Below are 19,693 nucleotides of genomic sequence, written 5' to 3'. Positions count from 1 at the left end.
GATGGCGGGAGCTGACCATCGAGTCACAATAAGGTCGCTGAAATGATGAAAAAGGTCGCAAATTTGAAGTAATCGTGTGGTAGGCGGGGGGAGGTTTGTTTAGAAGATCGGAAAATCTGCAGAAGCCCCCGTCATCCTCGCGCACGCGGGGATCCAGAGTTTTGAATGTGACGCGAAAATGTCGACCGATTTGAAATTCCAGAATCCCAAGCCCCGCACCCATCAAAAAGCGCACCAACCCCCCACAAAAAAGCCCGCCATAAAGACGGGCTCTTCCACAACCAGAGCGCCCTTAAATCACCACACCCTGACTACGCAAATAATCATCATAAGTGCCGCTAAAATCCACAACCCCACTGGCCGACAACTCAATAATCCGAGTCGCCAACGACGACACAAACTCCCGGTCGTGGCTGACGAAAATCAGCGTACCCGGGTAGTTCTCCAGCGCCAGGTTCAGCGCTTCGATGGATTCCATGTCCAAGTGGTTGGTCGGTTCGTCCATCACTAGCACGTTCGGCTTTTGCAGGATCAGCTTGCCGAACAACATACGGCCTTGCTCACCCCCGGAAATCACCTTCACCGACTTCAAAATCTCGTCGTTGGAAAACAGCATGCGGCCCAAGGTGCCACGAATCATCTGCTCGCCCTGGGTCCACTGACCCATCCAGTCGAACAGGTTCACGTCGTCTTCAAAGTCGTGGGCGTGGTCCTGGGCGTAGTAACCAAGCTCGGCGCTGTCGGTCCATTTCACGTTGCCGGAATCCGGCGATAGCTCGCCAACCAGGGTACGCAGCAGCGTGGTTTTGCCGATACCGTTCGGGCCAATGATCGCCACGCGCTCGCCGGCTTCAACCTGGAAGCTGAAGTTCTTGAACAGCGGCTTACCATCGAAACCCTTGGCCATGTTCTCGACCATCACCGCATTGCGGTGCAGCTTCTTGGTTTGCTCGAAACGAATGAACGGGCTCACGCGGCTGGACGGCTTGACCTCGGCCAGCTGAATTTTGTCGATCTGCTTGGCACGCGAAGTCGCCTGCTTGGCTTTCGAGGCGTTGGCCGAGAAGCGGCTGACGAAGCTTTGCAGCTCGTTGATCTGCGCCTTTTTCTTTGCGTTGTCGGCCAGCAACTGCTCGCGCGACTGGGTGGCAGCGGTCATGTATTCGTCGTAGTTGCCTGGGAACAGACGCAGCTCGCCGTAATCCAGGTCAGCCATGTGCGTGCACACGCTGTTCAGGAAGTGACGGTCGTGGGAAATGATGATCATGGTGCTGTTACGCGCCGTGAGAATGTTTTCCAGCCAGCGGATGGTGTTGATATCCAAGTGGTTGGTTGGCTCGTCGAGCAGCAACACTTCCGGATCGGAAAACAGCGCCTGCGCCAGCAACACCCGCAGCTTCCAGCCTGGCGCCACTTCGGTCATCGGGCCGAAATGCTGCTCCAACGGAATGCCCAAACCCAGCAACAACTCACCGGCACGGGACTCGGCGGTGTAGCCGTCCATTTCCGCGAACTCGGTTTCCAGCTCGGCCACAGCCATGCCGTCTTCTTCACTCATCTCCGGCAGCGAATAAATGCGATCGCGCTCGGCCTTTACCTTCCACAATTCCTCGTGGCCCATGATCACGGTATCGATCACCGTGAACTGCTCGTACGCGAACTGATCCTGACGCAGCTTACCCAAGCGCACATTCGGCTCCAGCATCACCTGGCCACCGGACGGCTCCAGATCGCCACCGAGAATCTTCATGAAGGTCGACTTGCCACAGCCGTTCGCACCAATCAGGCCGTACCGGTTGCCGTTGCCGAATTTCACGGAAACGTTTTCGAACAGCGGCTTGGCGCCGAACTGCATGGTGATGTTAGCGGTGGAAATCAAAGGGCTTACCTATCAATAACGTAATGGTGTCAGGAGTTGCCTGATACCGATTGGAGACCGATATTCAGCGTTTCCTGTCCGCTCCAGGCGGAGCGTAAATGGGTCCGGCGGGCATGAAATCAACGCAGCGTGTGCCCAATCGGGCGGCGCTGGCGGGCGTTTGATGCGGGGTTCATGCCAAACAGGGCGCGCATTGTCGCATAGGTGATGCGACAGGTGTATGGCGGCCGATAACGGGTGATTGCTGGCTTACAACCGGAGTGACAACCAGGCACGACGTGGCGAATATTTGGTTTGCTCGGAACGAGCAGAACGGTTAGAAAGGCTGCTCCGCCGTTTTTGATACAAGGATGTCGACATGCGGTTTTCGCAGCAAATCGAAAGTTACCGGCACCCATATAGCCTGTTTAACCCCATGCTGTTTTAGCGAGAACGATCTCGTGCCTGCAAAATAATTACGCCTCGCAGCAAACTTAGCGATGTGGTTTCGTAGAGGGACTTACGGTCTTGATAAGCAAGTTTTTCCCAAGCGTTGGTCGTGCTTTATGCGTGATAAGGAGAAACTGGCGCGGTTTTCTTCTGTTTAACGAGCCATATATGCCGATCAAAAATCAAATTTATTCGGTACTATTAACGTCGCTGGTTTCTGGATGTTCAAACGATTCAGGGAGCTACATGCACATGTACACTCCTGATTGTAGGCAAGAATCTTTGCCGCAAACTGTTAATTTAGATTCGTTTGCCAGACATCGAGAATGCGGCGACATATCCGGAGCGGAGCGATTAGCGCTGGCGGGGGCTGAGGCCGGTGATGCCAGGATGGCAAGTCAATACCTCCTTCTAATAGAATCGCAAGATCGATTATGGCAAGGGCTGACGATCGCTTTGTTATATGCTGAAAAAGGGGATGAGGAAGCGATAGAGTGGGTTTTAAAAATAGCTCGAAAATATAAAATAGAATCTCTTTTTATTCCTGTAAGTGAAATGTATCTGGGGCTTTTTGAAAAGCGAATTCCTTACGCGAATTCTTTGCTAGACGAATACCTGGACTACTCACTTGAGAATGTAGAAAAAGATCGCATCAGTACGCTCTCGTATGGCGCTAGATTTTTAGAACTGTCTCGTGGTGTGCTTGACGCACAGGAGTATTCAGACGCTTCGGAAAAGTTGGAGAAAATTCGTTTATCTATCGACAGCGAATAGGCGACCGCCTATGACTTAGCTCTCATAACTTGGAAAAGGGAGCAGATTTATTAAGAGTTCCAGGCAGAAAGCTAATAAGTCTGTCGCCTTTCCCCCTTGCAAGCCAGGTACTTGAGTTATGGATGGAATGTTTATTGAAGATGCAACTTCTGTAAAGCTGGTTGATGTCTACTATGAATTTGAGGAACGAAGAGTCAGCGATTCAGGATTCTCCATAGTTAGTACGACTGCTTTTGACTCAAATGGTTTTTCCGGAATTGATGTTGTCTGCGAGTGTAGTGATGAGGGTTGGCCGTTCAGGAAGTTTGACTACCTATGTGGTAGTCAAGAGGCGTTTGCATACTATTCGGAGGATCCGGGTGACCCGTTTTGGCGCTGGATTAAGAGTGCGTTTTACTATGATCCCGACTTAAAGGGTTTGTTTCCGATTGCGGGTGTAAATAGCGCAATAGATAAGTTGCTTGGTTTATCATTTGTAAATGGTACGTCTGTATGCCCAATCGTTTTTTTTGGGCCTAATAAACAGGTTTTGGAAATAGAAAATTTGGTGGAGAAGATGTACTCCGAATGTGACGATAAGCTTGGGGTCTTTATGCAGATCTTGAAGATTATTCCAGGGTGTGCCGTTTTTAACTTGGTCACTCCTTATAGTTTTGTCGCTGCATCGTTGGATATGGGTGGTTTCCTTTCGAATGTGAAGGAGTGTGTCAGCGTTTGGCCGAATGTAACTGGGCGCTGAGCTGTATCTTGGGCTCTGTAAGGCTGGGGGGTAAAGGGGACAAATTGTTCCCTTTTTCGACGTTGGTAATTGAGTGAGCTAAATGATCAAATCCGTCCTTTCCCGTGTATGCAGGTTTCTAGCCGCTTCGTTTGATGGGAATATTCCGCGGGTTGCTATTTTCTTTATGCGTGTCAGTTCCGCATTAGGTAATTCATGGTCGCAGAATAATCTAGCGGTCAAATATATAAAGGGGGATGGCATCGCCCAAGACTTGCCATGCGCGGCGGCTCTTTTAAAGTTGGCGGCAGATCAAGAGTCGGTAGAGGCGTTTTTAAACTTGGCGTGGATGTACTTTGATGGCGTCCATTTTTCCCAGGATTATAGCGCCTCAATTCATTGGTATGAATTAGCGGCAGGAAAAGGGCATCCAGTCGCAAAATACAATTTCGGATGGATGATCTTCAATGGTATGGGCGCTGCGGAAGATCAGGAGGCTGGCTTAGCGTTGATCGCTGAGGCAGGGAAAGCTGGATTGGATGAGGCGCGTATCTTTATAGAAAATATCAACCGATCGGGCTTGCAGACAAAAGAGCGGTACGAATAACGTTAGTTTCGTGGCTGCTCTGTAGGCCATGGGAGAGAGTTCGTTGTAGGGAAGCGAGCATTGGCCAGGGAAAAAAGTGAAATAGCACTTTTTAAAACTTTTTAATGGGGTGGAAGTAACGATGCGCAGTTGTGTAGATCAGATGTTAACGTTGAACCTTGGTCGCATTGTTTCAATCGCAGCTTTTGCGTGTTTGTCCACATTCTCGGGCGTTGATGCTGCTGAGTTGAGTGCGGTTAAAACAGCGCTCGCGGCTACTAACGAAAGGGATTACTTAGGCGCACTAGCGAGTATTCGCCATTACAAACAGATATCCCCAGATGACGTAGGGTTCATGCGCTCTATTTGGCTTGAGGGTGCGGATGATTACAAGGGCTCCGCGTTGAGTAAGCTTATCTTGGCTGAGGGCCTGTATAGGTTTGATGCGGGGAATAGGGCGGATTATCTGCGTTATATTGTGCAGGAAACTGAGGTTGAGGACGAAGAAATGCGAGCTGAAGCATACTTCAGTCTGGGTTTCTTGCGGGTTCGCGATTTAGAAGGACGATTACTTGGTGTTGTAAGCGATGGCGGATCGAAAGAGGCTTTGAGTGCCGGTTACGGGCTGACTTCATTTGAGAGTTCGGACGTTTATGGGCGGTTGTGCAAGGCGCTTGGCTCGCGCGCAGCAAAAGATGATGTGGCTGAGAAAGTTTCTCGCTATTTATGGTCTGGAAAACAATGGCGCTGTTAACCGTTAGCTTTTGATTCTTCCACTTTTGGGTCTAGGTTCGCCGTTTCCGAGGTAAAAAATGCTGGACGAAATAGAACTCCATGACGGTGTCATAAAAAATCTCTTCGTTGATTACGCAAAAAAAGAAGTGAAGATTTCAATCGCTTTCTACAATGGCGAAGGCGACAGGGTAGCTGCGCAAATTTCATTCAGTGGGGTTGAATCGATGCAGCATGTTGGCAGCTTCGATGCCTTGGCTAGTCACTCTGGTCCCGGAAACATAAATTATTGGCGCCCCAACGAGCAGGGTGACTCATTCATTTATTTGTCGGACGGCTGCATTGTTGTTCGCGCTAAAAACATTTCTTTTTCGGTGGTCGAGTAGTCCGTCCATTGCAAGGCGGACAGCTAGCACTCCGATTCCTGTTTGTGCCCTTCGAACATTCAACCAAAAAAAAGCGGCGCCACCGTGCCCCATAAAGGACCGCAGTGGCGCCGCTCGCTCAGACCAGCAGCGCGTTACGCCTTGGCGCAACTCTCCGGTGCCCAGTCACCCATATCCGGGTTGTTGCACACGTCGTTGATCATGGTTTTGCCTTGGGTGGCGACTTTCTGGCTTTCGGTGCGCGAGGTTTGCGCTTTTTGCGCGGCTTTCTCGGTGGCGACGGCCTGGGTCGATACTTTGGCGCGTTGGGCTTTGGTGACGGTCACTTTCTTGCCGGCGTCCGCTTCAGCCACTTTGGCTACGGTGTCGCGCTGCACGCCAACGGCGATCAGGTCTTTTTCATAGGCTTGGGTGTAGGCGTCGAGGTCTTCGCCGGTGCGGCCGTCAGCGGCGGCGAGCAGGGCGTTGGTTTCTTTCAGGCCGCTGACGATCTCGGCCAGGTGGGCGCGGCCGTCGGCTTCGCTGATTTTCTTGGCTTTGCGGGCATCGCGCAGGCTGGCGAATTCGCGCTGGTAGCAAGCTTGGGCGGCTTTGGCGTAGCCGACGCTGCGGTCGATTTCGCCGGTGCTGCGGTCGATGTCGGTGGCGTAGGAGCCGATGCGCTGGTTGTCGTCGGTAATCTGTTTTTGCTTCTCGACGTAGTAACCCGCTGCGCCGCCGACCAGGGCGCCGCCGGCTGCGCCGATCAGGGCGTTGCGTGCGGCGTGGTCGTCACCGGACAAACCGCCGGCCAGGCCGCCAATCAGGCCACCGGCAATGGCGCCGGTCATGGCCGAGTTTTTCACCGCGTCTTCGGTGCCGCGCAGGTGCGATACCGGCTCGTAGCACGCTGGGTAGTACTGGGCGGTGGTCGTGGCGGCTACTTTCGAGGTCGGGCCGGTGCTGGCGCAACCGCTGATGAAGATGCAGCTGGCGGCCAGAAAGGACGCCGCCATACGTGCCGACGTGTTGAGTGTTTTGTTGATGCTTGCCTGCTTCATGGTTTTTTCCCGTTCTTGGTGTTGTGTGTTTCGCGGCCCGGTGAGCCCGGCCGCAAACGCTTCCTTAACGCTCGCCGTTCGCGAGCAACTGCTCCAGAATCGCCGCCGGATCGGCACGCTTATCCTGGCGATACTTTCCTACGTGCGTAACGAAGAGGGTGGCACGTTTGACCAGGCTCTTGCCGAGCACTGGTTTGCGGTTGAGCTCTTCTTTTATGCGTTGTAGCTGCGCCTGAATCACGGCATCGGTGTAGCGGGTGCCAGTGGCCAGGTTGTCGATGTAAATCTGTACGGCGCCATCCAGTGCGCTTCGGCCGTTGGCCATCGCGGTGGCAAACAGCTTAGCTGAGGCTTCGTCCTTATTTGCCTTTGCTTGTTCCTGACTTTTTTTCAGGTTGGTCAGGCGAATGTTGTAGTTGTTGATGGTTTCAGCCACCAGCGCTGCCGACTGAATCAGGTTGCCGGCTGCTTCTTCTCGCTGTTGGGCAATCAGCGAGACGTTGCGTTTCAATTCTTCGTTAATTAATCCGAGCTGAGCTTGCAGCGCCGGGTCGGTGCTGGCGGCGATCAGGCTGTCGAGGCTTTTGGTCGGGTCGGCGGTGTCGTCGATGGCGTCGGTGAGCGAGGCCAGGCGGCCTTCTTTTTGCCATTGCGTGAGCAGTTCTTTGTAGCGCGAGCGCGGGGCGGAGAGGGCGCCCAGGGCCACGCGGAAACCGGTGGTTTCGTTGGCTTGCTCGGTGCCGTCGGCGGCGAACAGCGGGTATTCGCGGCGCATGCCGGTGAACAGCGTGGTTTCGCCTTCGAGGTAGTTGCCGCCTTTCACCACAAAGCCGCCGTAGGTGCCTTGGCGGCGACCGGCGTGTACCAGCTGGAACGACTCCTGAACCATTTCGGCGGCGTTGCCGATTACGTCGTACAGGCCGATGGGGTTGGGCAGTTTGGTGCCGATGGGCAGCAAGCGCGCGGCCTGACCGCTGCCGCCTGCGACCTGGTTGTAGACGGCCCAGTCGCCGAGCGGACCTTCCTGATCGCTGCCTTCGACTTTGCGCGGGAACAGCCGGCCTTCCAGTTCCTGGCGGCTGACGGCCTGGGCGCCACGGGCGGCGAATTCCCATTCGGCTTCGGAGGGCAGGCGCACAAAGCTCAGGCCGCCGTCTTCGGCTTTGGCGGTGCGGCCGCTCACGGGCAGCAGGTCGCGGTGGTTTTTCATCAGCCAGGCGGTGTACACGGCGGCGAAACGCTCGGCGTCGAAGTGCGACACCTTCACTTTCGGCAAGCGCGCCGCCGCGCCGGTGGCCGGTTCCGGGCAGGCCGGCGGTTCGCCCTGGCCGGCCAACGAGGCGGCTTGGTCCATGACGGCGGCGTACTGGCGGGCGGTCACTTCGTATTTGCCGATGAAATACAGCATGGGCGACAGCGGCGTGCCGGCTTCTTTTTTCGGCAGCGCCGGTTTCAGGGTTTCGCGCCAGGTTTCCGGCAAGTCGGCGAGGGTGAACTGGCCGTTGATAAAGTCGCGGCGGTAGCCGGAGATAAACGACTGCTGGTAACCGCTTTCACCTTCAGCGAACGGGTAGCCCAGGCTGATTTCACGGTCGTCCAGGGCGCCGTTGGCCAGCACGTAGACGTAGCGCATCACCAGATTGCCGCCGCATGGCAGCGGCAGGCTGACGTCGTCGGGCAAAGGCTTGGGGTTGTCCACCGAGGGTTCTTCTGCCCAGGCGTTCTGCCCCAGGGCCAAGGCCAGGGCTGCTACTGCCGTGAACCGCTTAAACATCGCGTAATCCTTCCGAAGCTTCGATCTGCGCCGCGCGCCAACCGCCGAGTGCAGCGGCCAGGGCGCTGCAGGTCAGGGTGGCCAGCGCCGCCAGGAAAAAATGAATGGGCAATAACTGGCACACGAACTCGCCGGTGCCCGTGTCGAATAACTGGTTCAGTCCGGCGCCGGCGACTGCGTACAGTAACCCGGCCAGTAGCAGACTAAACGCGCCGCTGTACAGCGCCAACAGCAGCAGAAAACCCACCAGCGCGGCCGTCGGAAAACCCAGCAGGCGCAACACGGCCAGCGCTTTGCGTTTGCGCTCTACCGCCGCCAGCGTGTTGGCGGCCACGGCAGCAAAAGCACCTCCCACGGCCAGGGCGGCAATCAGCCAGAACACCAGCGTGAGGTTATGGCTGAGCGAGCGCACCTGAGCGATGGTTGAAGCTTGCGTGGCAACTTCCTGGCCGAGCCCGGCGAAGTGCTGACGCAAACTTTCCACGCCATCGAGATCCGCCGCATACACGCGCAGCCCCGGATACACACGACTGCCCGGCACCGACGGCGTTTCGCCCGGCCAGCCGAACGCGGGCACCGCGCGACCGTCGCGGTAATCCTCGGCGGCTTCCAGCAGGCTCAGCGGGGCGAACAAGCCATCGCGGTTGAAGGTGGCCAAAGGCAGCACCGCCTGCACCGTCACGCTGATCTGCCGTGATTCCACTTGCCCGTTCTGCTGCCGCCCGAAACGCGCGCTCAGGCGCTCGCCGGCTGCGACACCGAGCTTTTCGGCGGCGCTTTGGCTCAACACAATCTGCTCGCCGGTTGGCAGCGGCACATCGGCGAGCAACGGGTCGCCCTGGGCGGTGGGAATCATCTCGACAGTTAACGACTGGCCGCTGCCGTCTACCGACAAATCCGTAGTGGCGGCAATCTGCCGGGTGCGCGGCAGGGCGAAGGCCACGTCCGCTCGCAGTTTCAATTCGGTGACATCGGCCGCGCGGTAACGACCGCCACCCAGGGTGATCACTTCACGAATCGACGGGTCGTTTTCCAGGCGTTCGGTCAGCGTGGTCACCAGGCCGAACTTGAGCCCAAACAACACCAGCAGCGGCGTAATCACCGCCGTCAGCGCCAACACCGCGCACAACGACAGGCGCGCTTCGGTGCGGTAATCCGCCCAGGCCAGTGACAGCAGCAGGCTGACGCGCATCAGTGCCCCGCCTGCGTAAGTGTCGCGGTTACGCCGCCATCGGCATCGCGCCGCCATTCAATCGGCAACACGCTCAGGCCGGCGCTGCGGGCCAGGGGTTCGTCGTGGGTGGCGATGACGGTGCAGGTTCGATGAACCCTGGCTTGCTCAACCAACAGCTGCATCACGCGCTGCGCGTTGGCCGGGTCGAGGGAGGCGGTGGGTTCGTCGGCCAATACCAGTTTCGGCCGGTGCGAAAGGGCGCGAGCAATGCTCACGCGTTGGCGTTGGCCGACCGACAGCCGACTCGGGCGCTTGTCCAGTTGCTCGGCAATTTCCAGGTGCTCGGCCAGACGTTGCACCTGCTCGTCGGCGGCCAGGTTCAACAGGCGGCGCGGCAGTTCGATATTGCCGCGTACGTCGAGAAACTCCAGCAGCCCGCCGGTTTGCAATACGTAGCCGCAGGCCTTGCTGCGCAACCGTGCCAGGGCGTCGTGGTTGTTGGCGCGCCACAGCGCGGCGATGTCGAACTGGCCGCCGTCCACCTCGAAATGAAACTGGCCGCTGTTATCGGGCGACAACACCAGGGCGAGCAAATCCAGCAGGGTGCTTTTGCCACAACCGCTGGGGCCGACCACGGCAATCTGCTCGCCCGCCGCCAGGTCCAGCCTTGGAATGCTCAGGCTGTAGCGCTGGCGGCCGGCGCCGCGGGTTTTCTGAATGTCGCGCAGGCGCAGCATCAGGGCAGGGTCGACAGCGGAACGCGGTACAAGGCGTCACCCGGCTCGGCGTCGCCGAAGCGCACCCAGTTGGCGACGTCGTTGTGGAAGGTTTCGTACAGGCGAATCTTCGAATCCAGCTCGTCGATAAAGTCTTCCTGTTCGGCCACGCTCAGCGACAGCCACAATTCCTGGGTCATGTTCAGCGACTTGCTGCGGTACGGCAGGCCTTCCAGGTACTCGCCGAGAATGCCGCTTTGCGCCAGGTTGCTGCCCTTCACCAATTTCGATGGGTCGCGGCTCATGTAGGCGCTGGCCGTGGCGATTTCTTCGAAGAAGTCTTTCGATGAACTCTGGGTGCGGCGCGCCGCGTCGACGATCAGTTTCAGCGATTGCTGCAGGTCGTTGAGCTGCATTTTGCTCAGCAGCACGCACACCTGAAACGCCGGCAGCGCGGGGTTGGTCAGGTCGCGATCGGCGGTCCAGGCGGTCACCAGTTGCGGCGCGTGGGCGGCGCCGCGCTGGCCGAGGAAGTCCATGTGCATGGCGTAACCGATGGCGGCGGTTTTCGCCGCCAGGCTCAGGCCGCTTTGCAGCTGCGGCGCCGGCTGGGCTTTTTGTTGGCCGGCGTTGTGCACCAGGTCGGCAAACACCGAACCGATTTCATTGACCGTGTTGCCGAATTTGCCGACGTCGCCACCGGCCACGGAAATGTACAGGTCGCCGATTTTCGGGTTGGCGTCGGCGGTGAGGCTGCGGTACTGCTGCTCGGCGTAACCGTGGTTGTTTTTGCCAGCCGGAGTGCGCAAGTGCAGGGCGTAGATTTTGATCTGCTTGCGCAGCGCCGCTTCGCGTACTTGGGCTTCGTTCATTTGCGTGCGGCCCAGCGGATCGTTTTTGCGCAGGGCGCCGGCGTCGGTCACCAGAAAAATCACGCGGCCGGCATAGGGCGACCAGTCCATGTTGTCGACCGCGTCCATCACGCCGGCAAAGGCGTCTTCGTTGAACGAATGGCTCGACACGGTGGTGGCTTTCACATTGCGCGCCAGCTCGATAAAGCGCTGCGGGTCGTTGTCTTGCTGCAACGGCACCAGGGTTTTGCTGACGTATTCCAGGCCTGGGGTTTTGTCGATGTTGTTGCGGAAACCGACCATGCCAAAGCTGACTTTATCCAGCTCGCCGCGGGCACCGATCTGCTCTTGCAGGCCTTTGACCACGTCGTTGACCTGGTCGATATACGGCTGCATCGACACCGAGGTGTCCACCACCAGCACGATGCCGGTACGGAAGGCGTCGGGCTTGCTGGCGAGCTTGGCGCCGGCGCCATTGAGCTGCGGCGTGTTGCCAGGGTCGATGGACGCCACGTTAAGCAGCTGCGCCGGCTGGCCGTCGGCGTCGAAGCTTTCGCGCGACTCGAAAATCGGCAGCAGGTAGAACTGGTCCTGGGCGATGGCCATGTCTTGCGGCTCGATGGCCAGTACGTTCTGGCTGGAACCGTCGTCGCGCTGCGCTTTGGTCACCTCGTTGCGCGCGGCGGTGGTGTCGGCCAGCAGGCGTTCCACGTCGTCAGCCTTGCGCAGGAAAATCACCGGACCACGGCCCGAGCGCTCGGTGAATTTCAGCACCAGGCTCTGCTTCCAGTCGCTGACCTGCGCGGCGGGCAACCAGCCTTCGCTGCGGCCATCGCTGGAGGCGCCAACCTTCACCCACGGCTCGCCGCCGACTTGCTGGCGGGCGTACACGTACAGCACCGAGAACGCCGGCAGCGCCGTGCTTGCGGCCTTGCCGCCGGCTTCCGGGGCCAGTTGCGCGCCGGGTTTGCTCAGCACGCGTTGGAACAGGGTTTTCTTGCCGGCCATCAACAGCGGCTTGTCGCCGCCGTCCGCGTTGGCGGCTGGGGCGACGCTGCCGGTAGTGGCTGCGGTGGTCGTCGTGGTGGCAGGTGGCTGCGCGGGTTTCTTCTCGGGCTGCACCTGCGCAACCGGAGGCTTGTCGGCTTTTGGTGAACCGCTCAGTAGGAAGTAACCGCTACCGCCCAGAATCAGCAACAAGCCCAACCCGGCGCCAGCAATCAGCGGCACTTTGCTGCCCGAGCGTTTCTTCTCGATTGGCGGCGTGTACGTAGGCGCGGGTGGCGGCAGGGTGGCGCCGGCGTCGGTGGCGTGCAGCGGCGGCATGTCGATGGACATCGGCGTCAGGCCACCGGTGTCGGCGGTAATTACCGGCGTGGCGGCGGTCGGCGCTTCTTCGCTACGCGGTGTCGGCGGCAGGTTCAGCGGGCGAATTTGTGTGCTTTCCATGGCGCTTGGCGCCAGGTGATCGAGCGCGGCAATAAACGCCCCGGCGGTGGGGAAACGCTCGTCCGGGTTCTTCGCCAGCAGCTTGCGCAAAATGTCCTGATAACGGCCGTGGTTGATCGGCAATTCCGGCAACGGTTCGGTCAGGTGGGCGAGGGCGGTGGACAGCGAGTCGGTGCCGACATAGGGCAGCTTGCCGGTCAGAATTTCATAGAGCACCACGCCGAGGGCGTAGAGGTCGGTACGGCCGTCAATGGGCAAACCACGGGCTTGCTCGGGGCTCATATAGCTGGGCGTGCCGATGGCAAAACCGACCTGGGTGAACTGCGTGCTTTCTTCAATCGACTTGGCGATGCCGAAGTCCGACAACACTGCCGTGCCGTCGGCGCGGAACAGAATGTTGGCGGGTTTTACGTCGCGGTGCACAAGCCCTTGCGAGTGCGCGTAGCCGAGCGCCGAGGCCACCTGGCGCAGTATCGACAAGCCCTGTTCCGGGCTCAGGCCTTCTTCGATACGTTCTTTGAGCGTGCCGTTGGCCAGGTATTCCATGGCCATGTAGTACCAGGGCCCGGCGTTGCCGATGTCGAAAATGGTCACGGTGTTGGGTTGCGACAGGCGCGCCAACATGCGGCCCTCGCGCAGAAAGCGTTCGCAAAAACTCGGGTCGGCGGCCAGCGCACTGGCCATCACCTTGAGCGCGACCTTGCGTTGCAACGAGCGCTGCGTGGCCAGATAAACCGTGGCCATGGCGCCTTCGCCAAGGCCGCGTTCGATGTCGTATCCAGGTATCTCGATTTGCATGCCTTTACTGCTCTTATGAGGCGGCTAGTTTTTCGTTCAAAAGCATCGCGGCTGAAGCCGCTCCTACAGTCCGCACAACATGTGGGAGCGGCTTTAGCCGCGATGCTCTTCTGGTCCTTTCACAAAGCCCGAACCGTAATCGCCGTAATGTTATCCGGCGCCCCCCGGGTCAGCCCCAGGTGCACCAGGCTTCGCACCATGGCGTAGGGTTCGGCGTTGCTGAGTACGTCGCGCAATTCACTGTCATCGGCGGTTTTGTTCAGGCCGTCGCTGCACAGCAGAAAGTTGTCGCCGGGCTGCACGGTAAAGCTCACTTCGGCCAGCTCCAGCTGTTCAAACACGCCAACGGCGCGGGTGACAACGTTGGCGCGTGGGTGCACGCGGGCTTCTTCTTCGCTGAGCATGGCGTTGTCGATCAGGTCTTGCACGTAGCTGTGGTCGCGGGAAATCATTTCCAGCTGGCCGTCGCGCAGGCGGTACAGCCGGCTGTCGCCGGCCCACAGGCACACGGCCTGCTCGCCACGGGTGGCCAACAGCACCACGGTGCTGCCCATCATGCTCACGCCACGGCGCGCGGTTTCTTGCAGCACTTGTTCGTTTACCTGCGCCAGCGCCGTGCGCAGGGCGGCGACGTACTCGGCCAATTCCTGGGGCGCGGGAATCTGGCGCAGCGTGTCGATGATCAGGTTGCTCACGTAGTCACCCGCCGCGTGGCCGCCCATGCCATCGGCCACCACCCACAAGCCGCGCTCGGTCAGTTCCAGGCAGGCGTCTTCGTTCACCTGACGCACCATGCCGACGTGGCTGTAACTGGCGGCCTCATACGCGCTAATCATGGCGAATCCCTCAGCACGCTGCGCCGCTCGCCCATTAGCAAGCGGGCAAAATCTTCCAGTGCCGGCAAGCCGTGGCAGCGCAACAGACCGGCCGCGACCTGATCGGAACCGTGGCCCCACCAGCAACTGGCGCCTTCGCAGCTCAATTGCGCCAACAGCGCCAAGCGCGCGTGGGGTGTGGTGACGTCGCTGCGCAACAAACTGCCCAGCCCACCGACATTGGCGCGAGGCGCCACCGCAGGCTCACCCAAGGCGCTGACGGCCTGCTCGAAGTGCTCGACGTCGGCGTCCGGCTCGAGGGTGGAAAGCAGCAAGGCTTCGGCGCGGTCAAACCATTGCTCGTCGCCACCGACCACGCTGGCGATGTCGGCATCGGTCGGCAGCAGGCAGGCGATGGTCAACGGGAAGTAACGGCCGACGCGGTCGATGCTCGGCATCATCACGCCCGCCACCGGCTGGCTGCCGAGCAGGTTGGCCGGCACAGCGAACCGCCACAACGGGCTGACCAGGTACGCATCCAGCCAGGCATCGCCCAGCTCACGTTGGCTGGCGGCCATGCCAGCGGCCAGCCAGGCATCCCAGGCTTCGATAAAGGCGGGCGGCAGGTCGCGGCTGAGAAAGTCGCCACGGGCGGCCAGCTTGCCGTAAAACCCAGCGCTCATTTACAGCCGCTCCGGCAGGCTGAAACCCGACAGCACGCGGCTCTTGAACGGGTTGAAGGCGCTGCTGGCGCGCAGCTCACAGGAGATGCTCGCACCATCCACATGCAGGCGCAGGGTGAAGCGGTCTGGCGCGTTGCCGCGTTCCAGTTCCGACTGCTCCAACAGGCGGAACCAGGCCCACGGGCCATCCAGCGTCAGCCCGGAACGCCCACCGGTGGGCGGCGGCAGAATGGACACGCGCACGCCACCGGTGCTGTTGGGGCTTGGCCATTGCATTGCAACCGGCCGGCTCGGGCCATGGTCGTAGGTCATTTGCTGGCCGTCGAGGTCGAGCAAAAATTGCTCGATGCTGGCGTCCATGGCCACAGGCCGCAGTTCGAAACGCACCGCCGGTTGCGTGCCGCCGGCGCGGAAGAACGCATCGCGAATCGCCGCCGCGCGCTGGAAAGTGCCCAGCACGTTGGGGTTGATACCCAGCTTCTGCGCCGCGCCCGGCTGCCAGCGCCAGGTGGCGGCGGAGGTGTCGACGTAGGGCTGCAAATACTTACGGAAGTAGTTGTCCATTACGCCGCCCGTGCCGAAGAACAGACCGAAGTCTTCCAGCGTCACGTCGCGGCTGCTGCTGGGGTTGATCGGGTAACGGTCGGCGATGGACTGGCGGTAAACGCTCACCACTTCGCTGACCCACGCGCCGTTCAATTGATTGCGCACGCCGCCCATCATGCTGTTGGTGGTGGAGTTGACCACCGACTTCACCAGCCCTTGCACCACAGGCGGCTGACGTTCGGCGGTAAGCGCCACGCGCGAGGCGGCAGCGGCCACCTGGTTTTTCGACTCACCGAGCAAGGCCTCGCCACTGGCGCCGACCATGCCGCTGACTTGCACGTACAAGGCGTTCATATCGGCCAGCAAGGTGTCGATGGGCGGTGGTTCGTTGCCAGTGGTGGCGACCAGGCTATTGAGCTCGGCAAAGCGCGCGCTGATAGGGTCGGTTTCAGCCGGCGCTTCGCTTTGCGCGGCCTGTTCTTCGCCCACCAGCGAGCCCAGTTGCTGCTTGAGCTTGTCTACCGTGCCATCCACTTTTTTGCCTTGTTCGGCGAGCAAACGGTCGGCCTGTTGCAGGTCGGTTTCCTTCGCTACCGCCACCAGCAATTTCTTGAACGGCGAGTTCGGCCCGGAGAGCACGCGCAGCACGTCGGCGGCTTGCGCCACGTTGCTAATCGGCACCACGTCGATGTCGCCAAGCAAGCCTTCCCACTGGCGCAGGTAGTCTTCGAAATACAGCTTGCGCACTTCCGAGGCCAAACCGGCGACGCCTTGCACGTCGTCGAGCGTGCGCCCGAGCACCCACTGTTCTTCGGCGATGGTGCCGGCCTGGCTGAGGCTGGCGGTGAGGAACACTTCGCGGTAGCCCCGGTAGGTGAAGAAGCCGCTCAACGGCTCGCTCAATGGCTTGCCACTTTTGCGCGTGAACACCAGCGGCGCATCGCGACCGGCCGCTTCACTGATGCGGAAGTCTGGCAAACCTTGCGGCAGTTTCTGCCGTTTCACCCGGTCATACACGCGCTGCGCCACCGGCAGGCGTTGCAGTTGCCGGCGCAGGTCTTCCACCAGGTTTTCGTCCAGGCGCGCACTCGGCGGCCGGCGTTCCAGCAGGGCGTCCAAGTGTTCATGCAAGGCTTGACGCTGCTCGGGCGCCAGGTCGCGGGGCAGGGCGCGGTCCCAGTCCAGAGCAATCCAGGCTTTGATGAAGTCGGCGTCGTAATGGTCCGGGCTGCCGAGCATCAAGTAGGCCTTGAGGCCTTCGTAGAGGAAGTCTGAACTGCCGCCGGAGCGCAGCTGTTCTTCCATGCGCGTGACCAAACGCGGCGCGAACACGGCAATCAGCAGCTTGCGGTACACGCTGGCCGATTCCTCGCCAAGCATGTCGCCTTGGTACAGGCCGTAACCTTCGGCCCAACCGGGCGGATCGCCGGCCACGTTCTTGATCGCGTTAAGCAGCGGCAGCACCGCCAGCACGTCGCGCTGCGCCGGGCTCAGGCTTTCCAGCGCTGCGGGCAACGGCTGCACGCGCTGTTCCACGGCGGCGATATAGGCCTGGTTGGCGCGGTAGCTGGCAAACCACACGCCGGCCACCACCAACACCACCAGCACGGTGGCGGCCAGGGCGCCGCGCGCCAGCCATTTGCGTCGCCGCTCGACCTTGGCGTCGGCGCCGACCAGGCCGCGCTCACCAAAGGCCACGGTGCGGAACAGGCGCTCGATAAAGTAGCTGCGCCCGGTGCCGTTTTGCCGCGCCAGGTGCTGACGGTCAAGGTTCATCGACTGCGCCATGGAGCCGATCAGCCGATCAATCGGCGTGCCTTCCTGCGTACCGCTGGTGAGGTACACGCCGCGCAGCAGCACGCGTTCTTCGAAGGTGGTGGGTTTGAACACGCCTTCGAGGAAGCTGCTGAGGTTGTCTTTGAGCGCCGACACTTGCTGCGGGAAGCCGTAAATCAAATCACGGCGCGCCGGGTCGCGTTCGGTTTGCAGGCGCTCCACCAGGCCTTCGTTCAGGCGCTGTTCAAGACCAGCAAATTCGCTGGCAAATACCGCCAGCGGGCCGTCGGTGTTTTTGCCGTCGTCCAGGGCAAAGGTCATGCCCCACACCTGCGCGCGGTCTTCTTTGCTCAGGTTGTCGAAAAACTCCATAAAGCCAGGCACCAGGTCGAGCTTGGTGAGCATCACGTAAATCGGGAAGCGCACGCCGAGCTGGGTGTACAGCTCTTGAATACGCGCGCGAATGGCGCGGGCATGGGCCAGGCGTTCGGTCTCGGTGCCGAGCAGCAAATCCGACAGGCTGATGGCGATAAACGCACCGTCGATGGGCCGACGTTTGCGCTGGGTTTTCAGCAAATCGAGAAAGCCAAGCCAGGCGGCTTTGTCGACCGCTGCGTGGCTGTCTTGGGTGGTGTAGCGGCCGGCGGTGTCGAGCAGCACGGCTTCGTCGGTAAACCACCAATCACAGTTGCGCGTACCGCCCACGCCACGAATGGCGCCGCTGCCCAGCTCACCGGCGAGCGGGAAGTTCAGCCCCGAGTTCATCAGCGCCGTGGTTTTGCCCGAGCCGGGCGGGCCGATGATCACGTACCACGGCAGCTCGTACAGGCTGCGGCGTTCGTCGCCGCCGAGCTTGGCGCGCTTGAGCAACGCCAGGGCTTCGTCCATGCGCTGTTTGAGCGTGGCCAGTTCTTCGGCGGTCGCCACGCTGGCAGCATCGGGCGCGCTGACGGCGGCCAGGCCGCTCATCACCTTGGCGGCGTTGCGTCGGGCTTGCAGGATGCGGGCGACGCGGTAGCCGATCCAGATCAGAAACAGCAGGGCAATCAGCACCCAGCGGCTGGTGGCCGAAGCCAACGGTTCGTGCTCGCCAATGCGCAGCAACGGGCCGACAAACCAGATGATCAGGCTGAGGGCAATCAGGCCCAGCACCGGCATGACCCAGCGGGCGAAAAAGTTGAAAAACGACTTCACTCGACGCCCTCCGCAAATACCGTAATTTCGACCCGGCGGTTGCGCGCGCGGCCTTCGTTGGTGGCATTGGAGGCCACCGGCTCGGTGTCACTGCGGCCCTCGGCCCGGAAGCGCGTGCTGTCACCGGTTTTCGCCGCGAGAATGCCCGCCACTTCCTGAGCCCGTGCCTGCGACAGTTTCCAGTTCGACGGAAAGCGCAGGGTGGCGATGGGGCGGTTGTCGCTGTGGCCGGTGACCAGCACGTTGCCTTTGACTTTCTGCACCGCGTCGGCGATGCGCATCAGCAGCGGTTGCAGGTCGCTGTCGATACTGGCGCTGCCAGAGCTGAACAGCTCGTCGCCGCGAATGGTCACCACCGAGCGGTCTACCGCGTCTTCCACGGCCACACGCTGGGCTTTGATGTCCTCAACGAGGAAGCCAGCCAGGCGCGGACGCTCGATGATTTTCGGCTGCATCGGCGGACGGTCGATGGCCTGCACCGGAATTTCGCCCAGGGCATGAATCTTCTTGAACACCGGTTCGGCGTCGGCGGCCAGCTTCATGCGCAGACCGAATACCAGCAGCAGCAACAGCGCCAAACCGATGGCAATGCCGACCCACGGCGGCAGGTATTGCGAAAGACGGTCGCGCACCACGCTCAAGCCGCGCCAATGCGGCGACAGCTCGCGGTCGCGCTCACCGCGCACCGAACGAATGGTGGCAGCGGTGCGTTCACGCAAGGCTTCGAGCTGGCTGCGGCCGTCGTTCATCACGCGGTAACGGCCCTCGAAACCGAGGCTCATGCACAGGTACAACAGCTCCAATAAATGCAGGCGCTGGTGGGCGTTTTGCAGGCAGTGATCCAGCAGCTGGAACACCTTTTCGCCGCCCCAGGCTTCGTTATGCAGGGTGATCAGCAGGCTCTGTTTGCCCCATTCGCTGGTACTGCCCCACGGCGTGCTGAGCACGGCTTCGTCGAGCGCGGTGCACAACACATAGCGCGCCAGCATCATTTCGTCCTGCGGCACGCCGGCCTGGCGCACTTGCTCTTCGAATTGACGCAAGTGCCCGAGTATTTGCGCGCGCAAGCTGGCCGGCGCCGGGTGGGCGATGGTGTTGCGCAAGCGGGTGAGCAAGGCCAGTAGCGGACCGGCCGCCTGCTCCAGCGGATTCAAACCCTGACCGCGCGCGGTGGGCAACGGCGCGCTGGCCATGGGGCCGGCAGGTTGTGCTGGCGGTGGCGTCGGGCGGCCGGCGGCGGCCGGATCCGGCGCACGGCCACCGGGGCGCGGCATGATCATGGTGCGGTCATCGGGGCGACCTCCACCGGGGTTATTGGTAGAGCCGGTGCCAGGCGGAGGGCTGCCGAACGGATCGTCGATTGGGTGCATCGG

General features: G+C 60.4%; 15 protein-coding genes. 5 read left to right on the top strand and 10 right to left on the bottom strand.

All coding sequences use genetic code 11. The annotated features are described in order from the left end of the window. Positions 1 to 292: 292 nt before the first annotated feature. Positions 293 to 1,879 carry an ABC-F family ATPase gene (locus ACZZZU_RS03610; protein ID WP_122453664.1) on the bottom strand — a complete coding sequence of 529 codons (1,587 nt, stop codon included), beginning with the start codon at positions 1,877 to 1,879 and terminating at the stop codon, positions 293 to 295. Between the two features lie 597 nt (positions 1,880 to 2,476). Between ACZZZU_RS03610 and ACZZZU_RS03605 the strand changes: the two genes are divergently transcribed. The 5 genes from ACZZZU_RS03605 (at position 2,477) to ACZZZU_RS03585 (ending at position 5,504) form a co-directional block, all read left to right on the top strand. Further along, on the top strand, positions 2,477 to 3,082 hold the full coding sequence (locus ACZZZU_RS03605; RefSeq protein ID WP_463549782.1) for a hypothetical protein: 606 nt from the start codon (positions 2,477 to 2,479) through the stop codon (positions 3,080 to 3,082). A gap of 118 nt (positions 3,083 to 3,200) precedes the next feature. Next, a complete protein-coding gene (locus tag ACZZZU_RS03600; RefSeq protein WP_463549781.1) occupies positions 3,201 to 3,821 on the top strand; it encodes a hypothetical protein in 621 nt (206 codons plus the stop codon). An 82-nt stretch (positions 3,822 to 3,903) separates the two neighbouring features. After that, positions 3,904 to 4,407 (top strand): tetratricopeptide repeat protein, encoded by a 504-nt coding sequence (locus ACZZZU_RS03595; RefSeq protein ID WP_463549780.1) that lies wholly within the window; start codon positions 3,904 to 3,906, stop codon positions 4,405 to 4,407. A gap of 121 nt (positions 4,408 to 4,528) precedes the next feature. Further along, the gene (locus tag ACZZZU_RS03590) at positions 4,529 to 5,140 is read left to right on the top strand and encodes a hypothetical protein (protein ID WP_463549779.1); all 612 of its coding nucleotides are present in this window, start codon (positions 4,529 to 4,531) and stop codon (positions 5,138 to 5,140) included. 58 nt (positions 5,141 to 5,198) lie between these two features. Continuing rightward, the gene (locus tag ACZZZU_RS03585) at positions 5,199 to 5,504 is read left to right on the top strand and encodes a hypothetical protein (protein WP_463549778.1); all 306 of its coding nucleotides are present in this window, start codon (positions 5,199 to 5,201) and stop codon (positions 5,502 to 5,504) included. 134 nt (positions 5,505 to 5,638) lie between these two features. On the opposite strand, the gene tagQ is transcribed toward ACZZZU_RS03585, so the two are convergent. The 9 genes from tagQ to ACZZZU_RS03540 form a co-directional block, all read right to left on the bottom strand. Further along, positions 5,639 to 6,544: a type VI secretion system-associated lipoprotein TagQ gene (tagQ, locus tag ACZZZU_RS03580; RefSeq protein ID WP_463549777.1), complete on the bottom strand. Its 906-nt coding sequence runs from the start codon at positions 6,542 to 6,544 to the stop codon at positions 5,639 to 5,641. Positions 6,545 to 6,608: 64 nt separating this feature from the next. Then, complete coding sequence (locus ACZZZU_RS03575; protein WP_463549776.1) at positions 6,609 to 8,318, bottom strand: formylglycine-generating enzyme family protein; 1,710 nt, start codon at positions 8,316 to 8,318, stop codon at positions 6,609 to 6,611. Further along, positions 8,311 to 9,510 carry an FtsX-like permease family protein gene (locus ACZZZU_RS03570; RefSeq protein WP_463549775.1) on the bottom strand — a complete coding sequence of 400 codons (1,200 nt, stop codon included), beginning with the start codon at positions 9,508 to 9,510 and terminating at the stop codon, positions 8,311 to 8,313. The genes ACZZZU_RS03575 and ACZZZU_RS03570 overlap by 8 nt, the downstream gene beginning before the upstream one ends. Next, positions 9,510 to 10,229 (bottom strand): ABC transporter ATP-binding protein, encoded by a 720-nt coding sequence (locus ACZZZU_RS03565; RefSeq protein WP_463549774.1) that lies wholly within the window; start codon positions 10,227 to 10,229, stop codon positions 9,510 to 9,512. Before ACZZZU_RS03565 ends, ACZZZU_RS03570 begins: the two co-directional genes overlap by 1 nt. Next, complete coding sequence (locus tag ACZZZU_RS03560) at positions 10,229 to 13,306, bottom strand: serine/threonine-protein kinase (protein ID WP_463549773.1); 3,078 nt, start codon at positions 13,304 to 13,306, stop codon at positions 10,229 to 10,231. The genes ACZZZU_RS03565 and ACZZZU_RS03560 overlap by 1 nt, the downstream gene beginning before the upstream one ends. Before the next feature lie 119 nt (positions 13,307 to 13,425). Then, positions 13,426 to 14,142: a PP2C family protein-serine/threonine phosphatase gene (locus ACZZZU_RS03555; RefSeq protein WP_122496444.1), complete on the bottom strand. Its 717-nt coding sequence runs from the start codon at positions 14,140 to 14,142 to the stop codon at positions 13,426 to 13,428. Further along, on the bottom strand, positions 14,139 to 14,804 hold the full coding sequence (tagF, locus tag ACZZZU_RS03550; protein WP_463549772.1) for a type VI secretion system-associated protein TagF: 666 nt from the start codon (positions 14,802 to 14,804) through the stop codon (positions 14,139 to 14,141). Before tagF ends, ACZZZU_RS03555 begins: the two co-directional genes overlap by 4 nt. Next, on the bottom strand, positions 14,805 to 18,320 hold the full coding sequence (gene tssM, locus ACZZZU_RS03545) for a type VI secretion system membrane subunit TssM (protein ID WP_463549771.1): 3,516 nt from the start codon (positions 18,318 to 18,320) through the stop codon (positions 14,805 to 14,807). It abuts the gene before it with no gap. Beyond that, complete coding sequence (locus tag ACZZZU_RS03540) at positions 18,317 to 19,690, bottom strand: DotU family type VI secretion system protein (RefSeq protein ID WP_463549770.1); 1,374 nt, start codon at positions 19,688 to 19,690, stop codon at positions 18,317 to 18,319. Before ACZZZU_RS03540 ends, tssM begins: the two co-directional genes overlap by 4 nt. Positions 19,691 to 19,693: the final 3 nt, after the last annotated feature.

The sequence above is a fragment of the Pseudomonas sp. AC136 genome (genome assembly GCF_979258585.1).
Note: the sequence above shows the minus strand (reverse complement) of the source record. Positions and strands in the feature narration are given on the sequence as shown.

Bases quoted from the DNA above. Each gene is read 5' to 3' on its own strand.
- ACZZZU_RS03575 (WP_463549776.1), bottom strand. From the start codon at position 8,318: ATGTTTAAGCGGTTCACGGCAGTAGCAGCCCTGGCCTTGGCCCTGGGG.
- ACZZZU_RS03555 (WP_122496444.1), bottom strand. From the start codon at position 14,142: ATGATTAGCGCGTATGAGGCCGCCAGTTACAGCCACGTCGGCATGGTG.
- ACZZZU_RS03540 (WP_463549770.1), bottom strand. From the start codon at position 19,690: ATGCACCCAATCGACGATCCGTTCGGCAGCCCTCCGCCTGGCACCGGC.
- ACZZZU_RS03565 (WP_463549774.1), bottom strand. From the start codon at position 10,229: ATGCTGCGCCTGCGCGACATTCAGAAAACCCGCGGCGCCGGCCGCCAG.
- ACZZZU_RS03595 (WP_463549780.1), top strand. From the start codon at position 3,904: ATGATCAAATCCGTCCTTTCCCGTGTATGCAGGTTTCTAGCCGCTTCG.
- ACZZZU_RS03570 (WP_463549775.1), bottom strand. From the start codon at position 9,510: ATGCGCGTCAGCCTGCTGCTGTCACTGGCCTGGGCGGATTACCGCACC.
- ACZZZU_RS03605 (WP_463549782.1), top strand. From the start codon at position 2,477: ATGCCGATCAAAAATCAAATTTATTCGGTACTATTAACGTCGCTGGTT.
- tagQ (WP_463549777.1), bottom strand. From the start codon at position 6,544: ATGAAGCAGGCAAGCATCAACAAAACACTCAACACGTCGGCACGTATG.
- ACZZZU_RS03600 (WP_463549781.1), top strand. From the start codon at position 3,201: ATGGATGGAATGTTTATTGAAGATGCAACTTCTGTAAAGCTGGTTGAT.
- tagF (WP_463549772.1), bottom strand. From the start codon at position 14,804: ATGAGCGCTGGGTTTTACGGCAAGCTGGCCGCCCGTGGCGACTTTCTC.
- ACZZZU_RS03560 (WP_463549773.1), bottom strand. From the start codon at position 13,306: ATGCAAATCGAGATACCTGGATACGACATCGAACGCGGCCTTGGCGAA.
- ACZZZU_RS03590 (WP_463549779.1), top strand. From the start codon at position 4,529: ATGCGCAGTTGTGTAGATCAGATGTTAACGTTGAACCTTGGTCGCATT.
- ACZZZU_RS03585 (WP_463549778.1), top strand. From the start codon at position 5,199: ATGCTGGACGAAATAGAACTCCATGACGGTGTCATAAAAAATCTCTTC.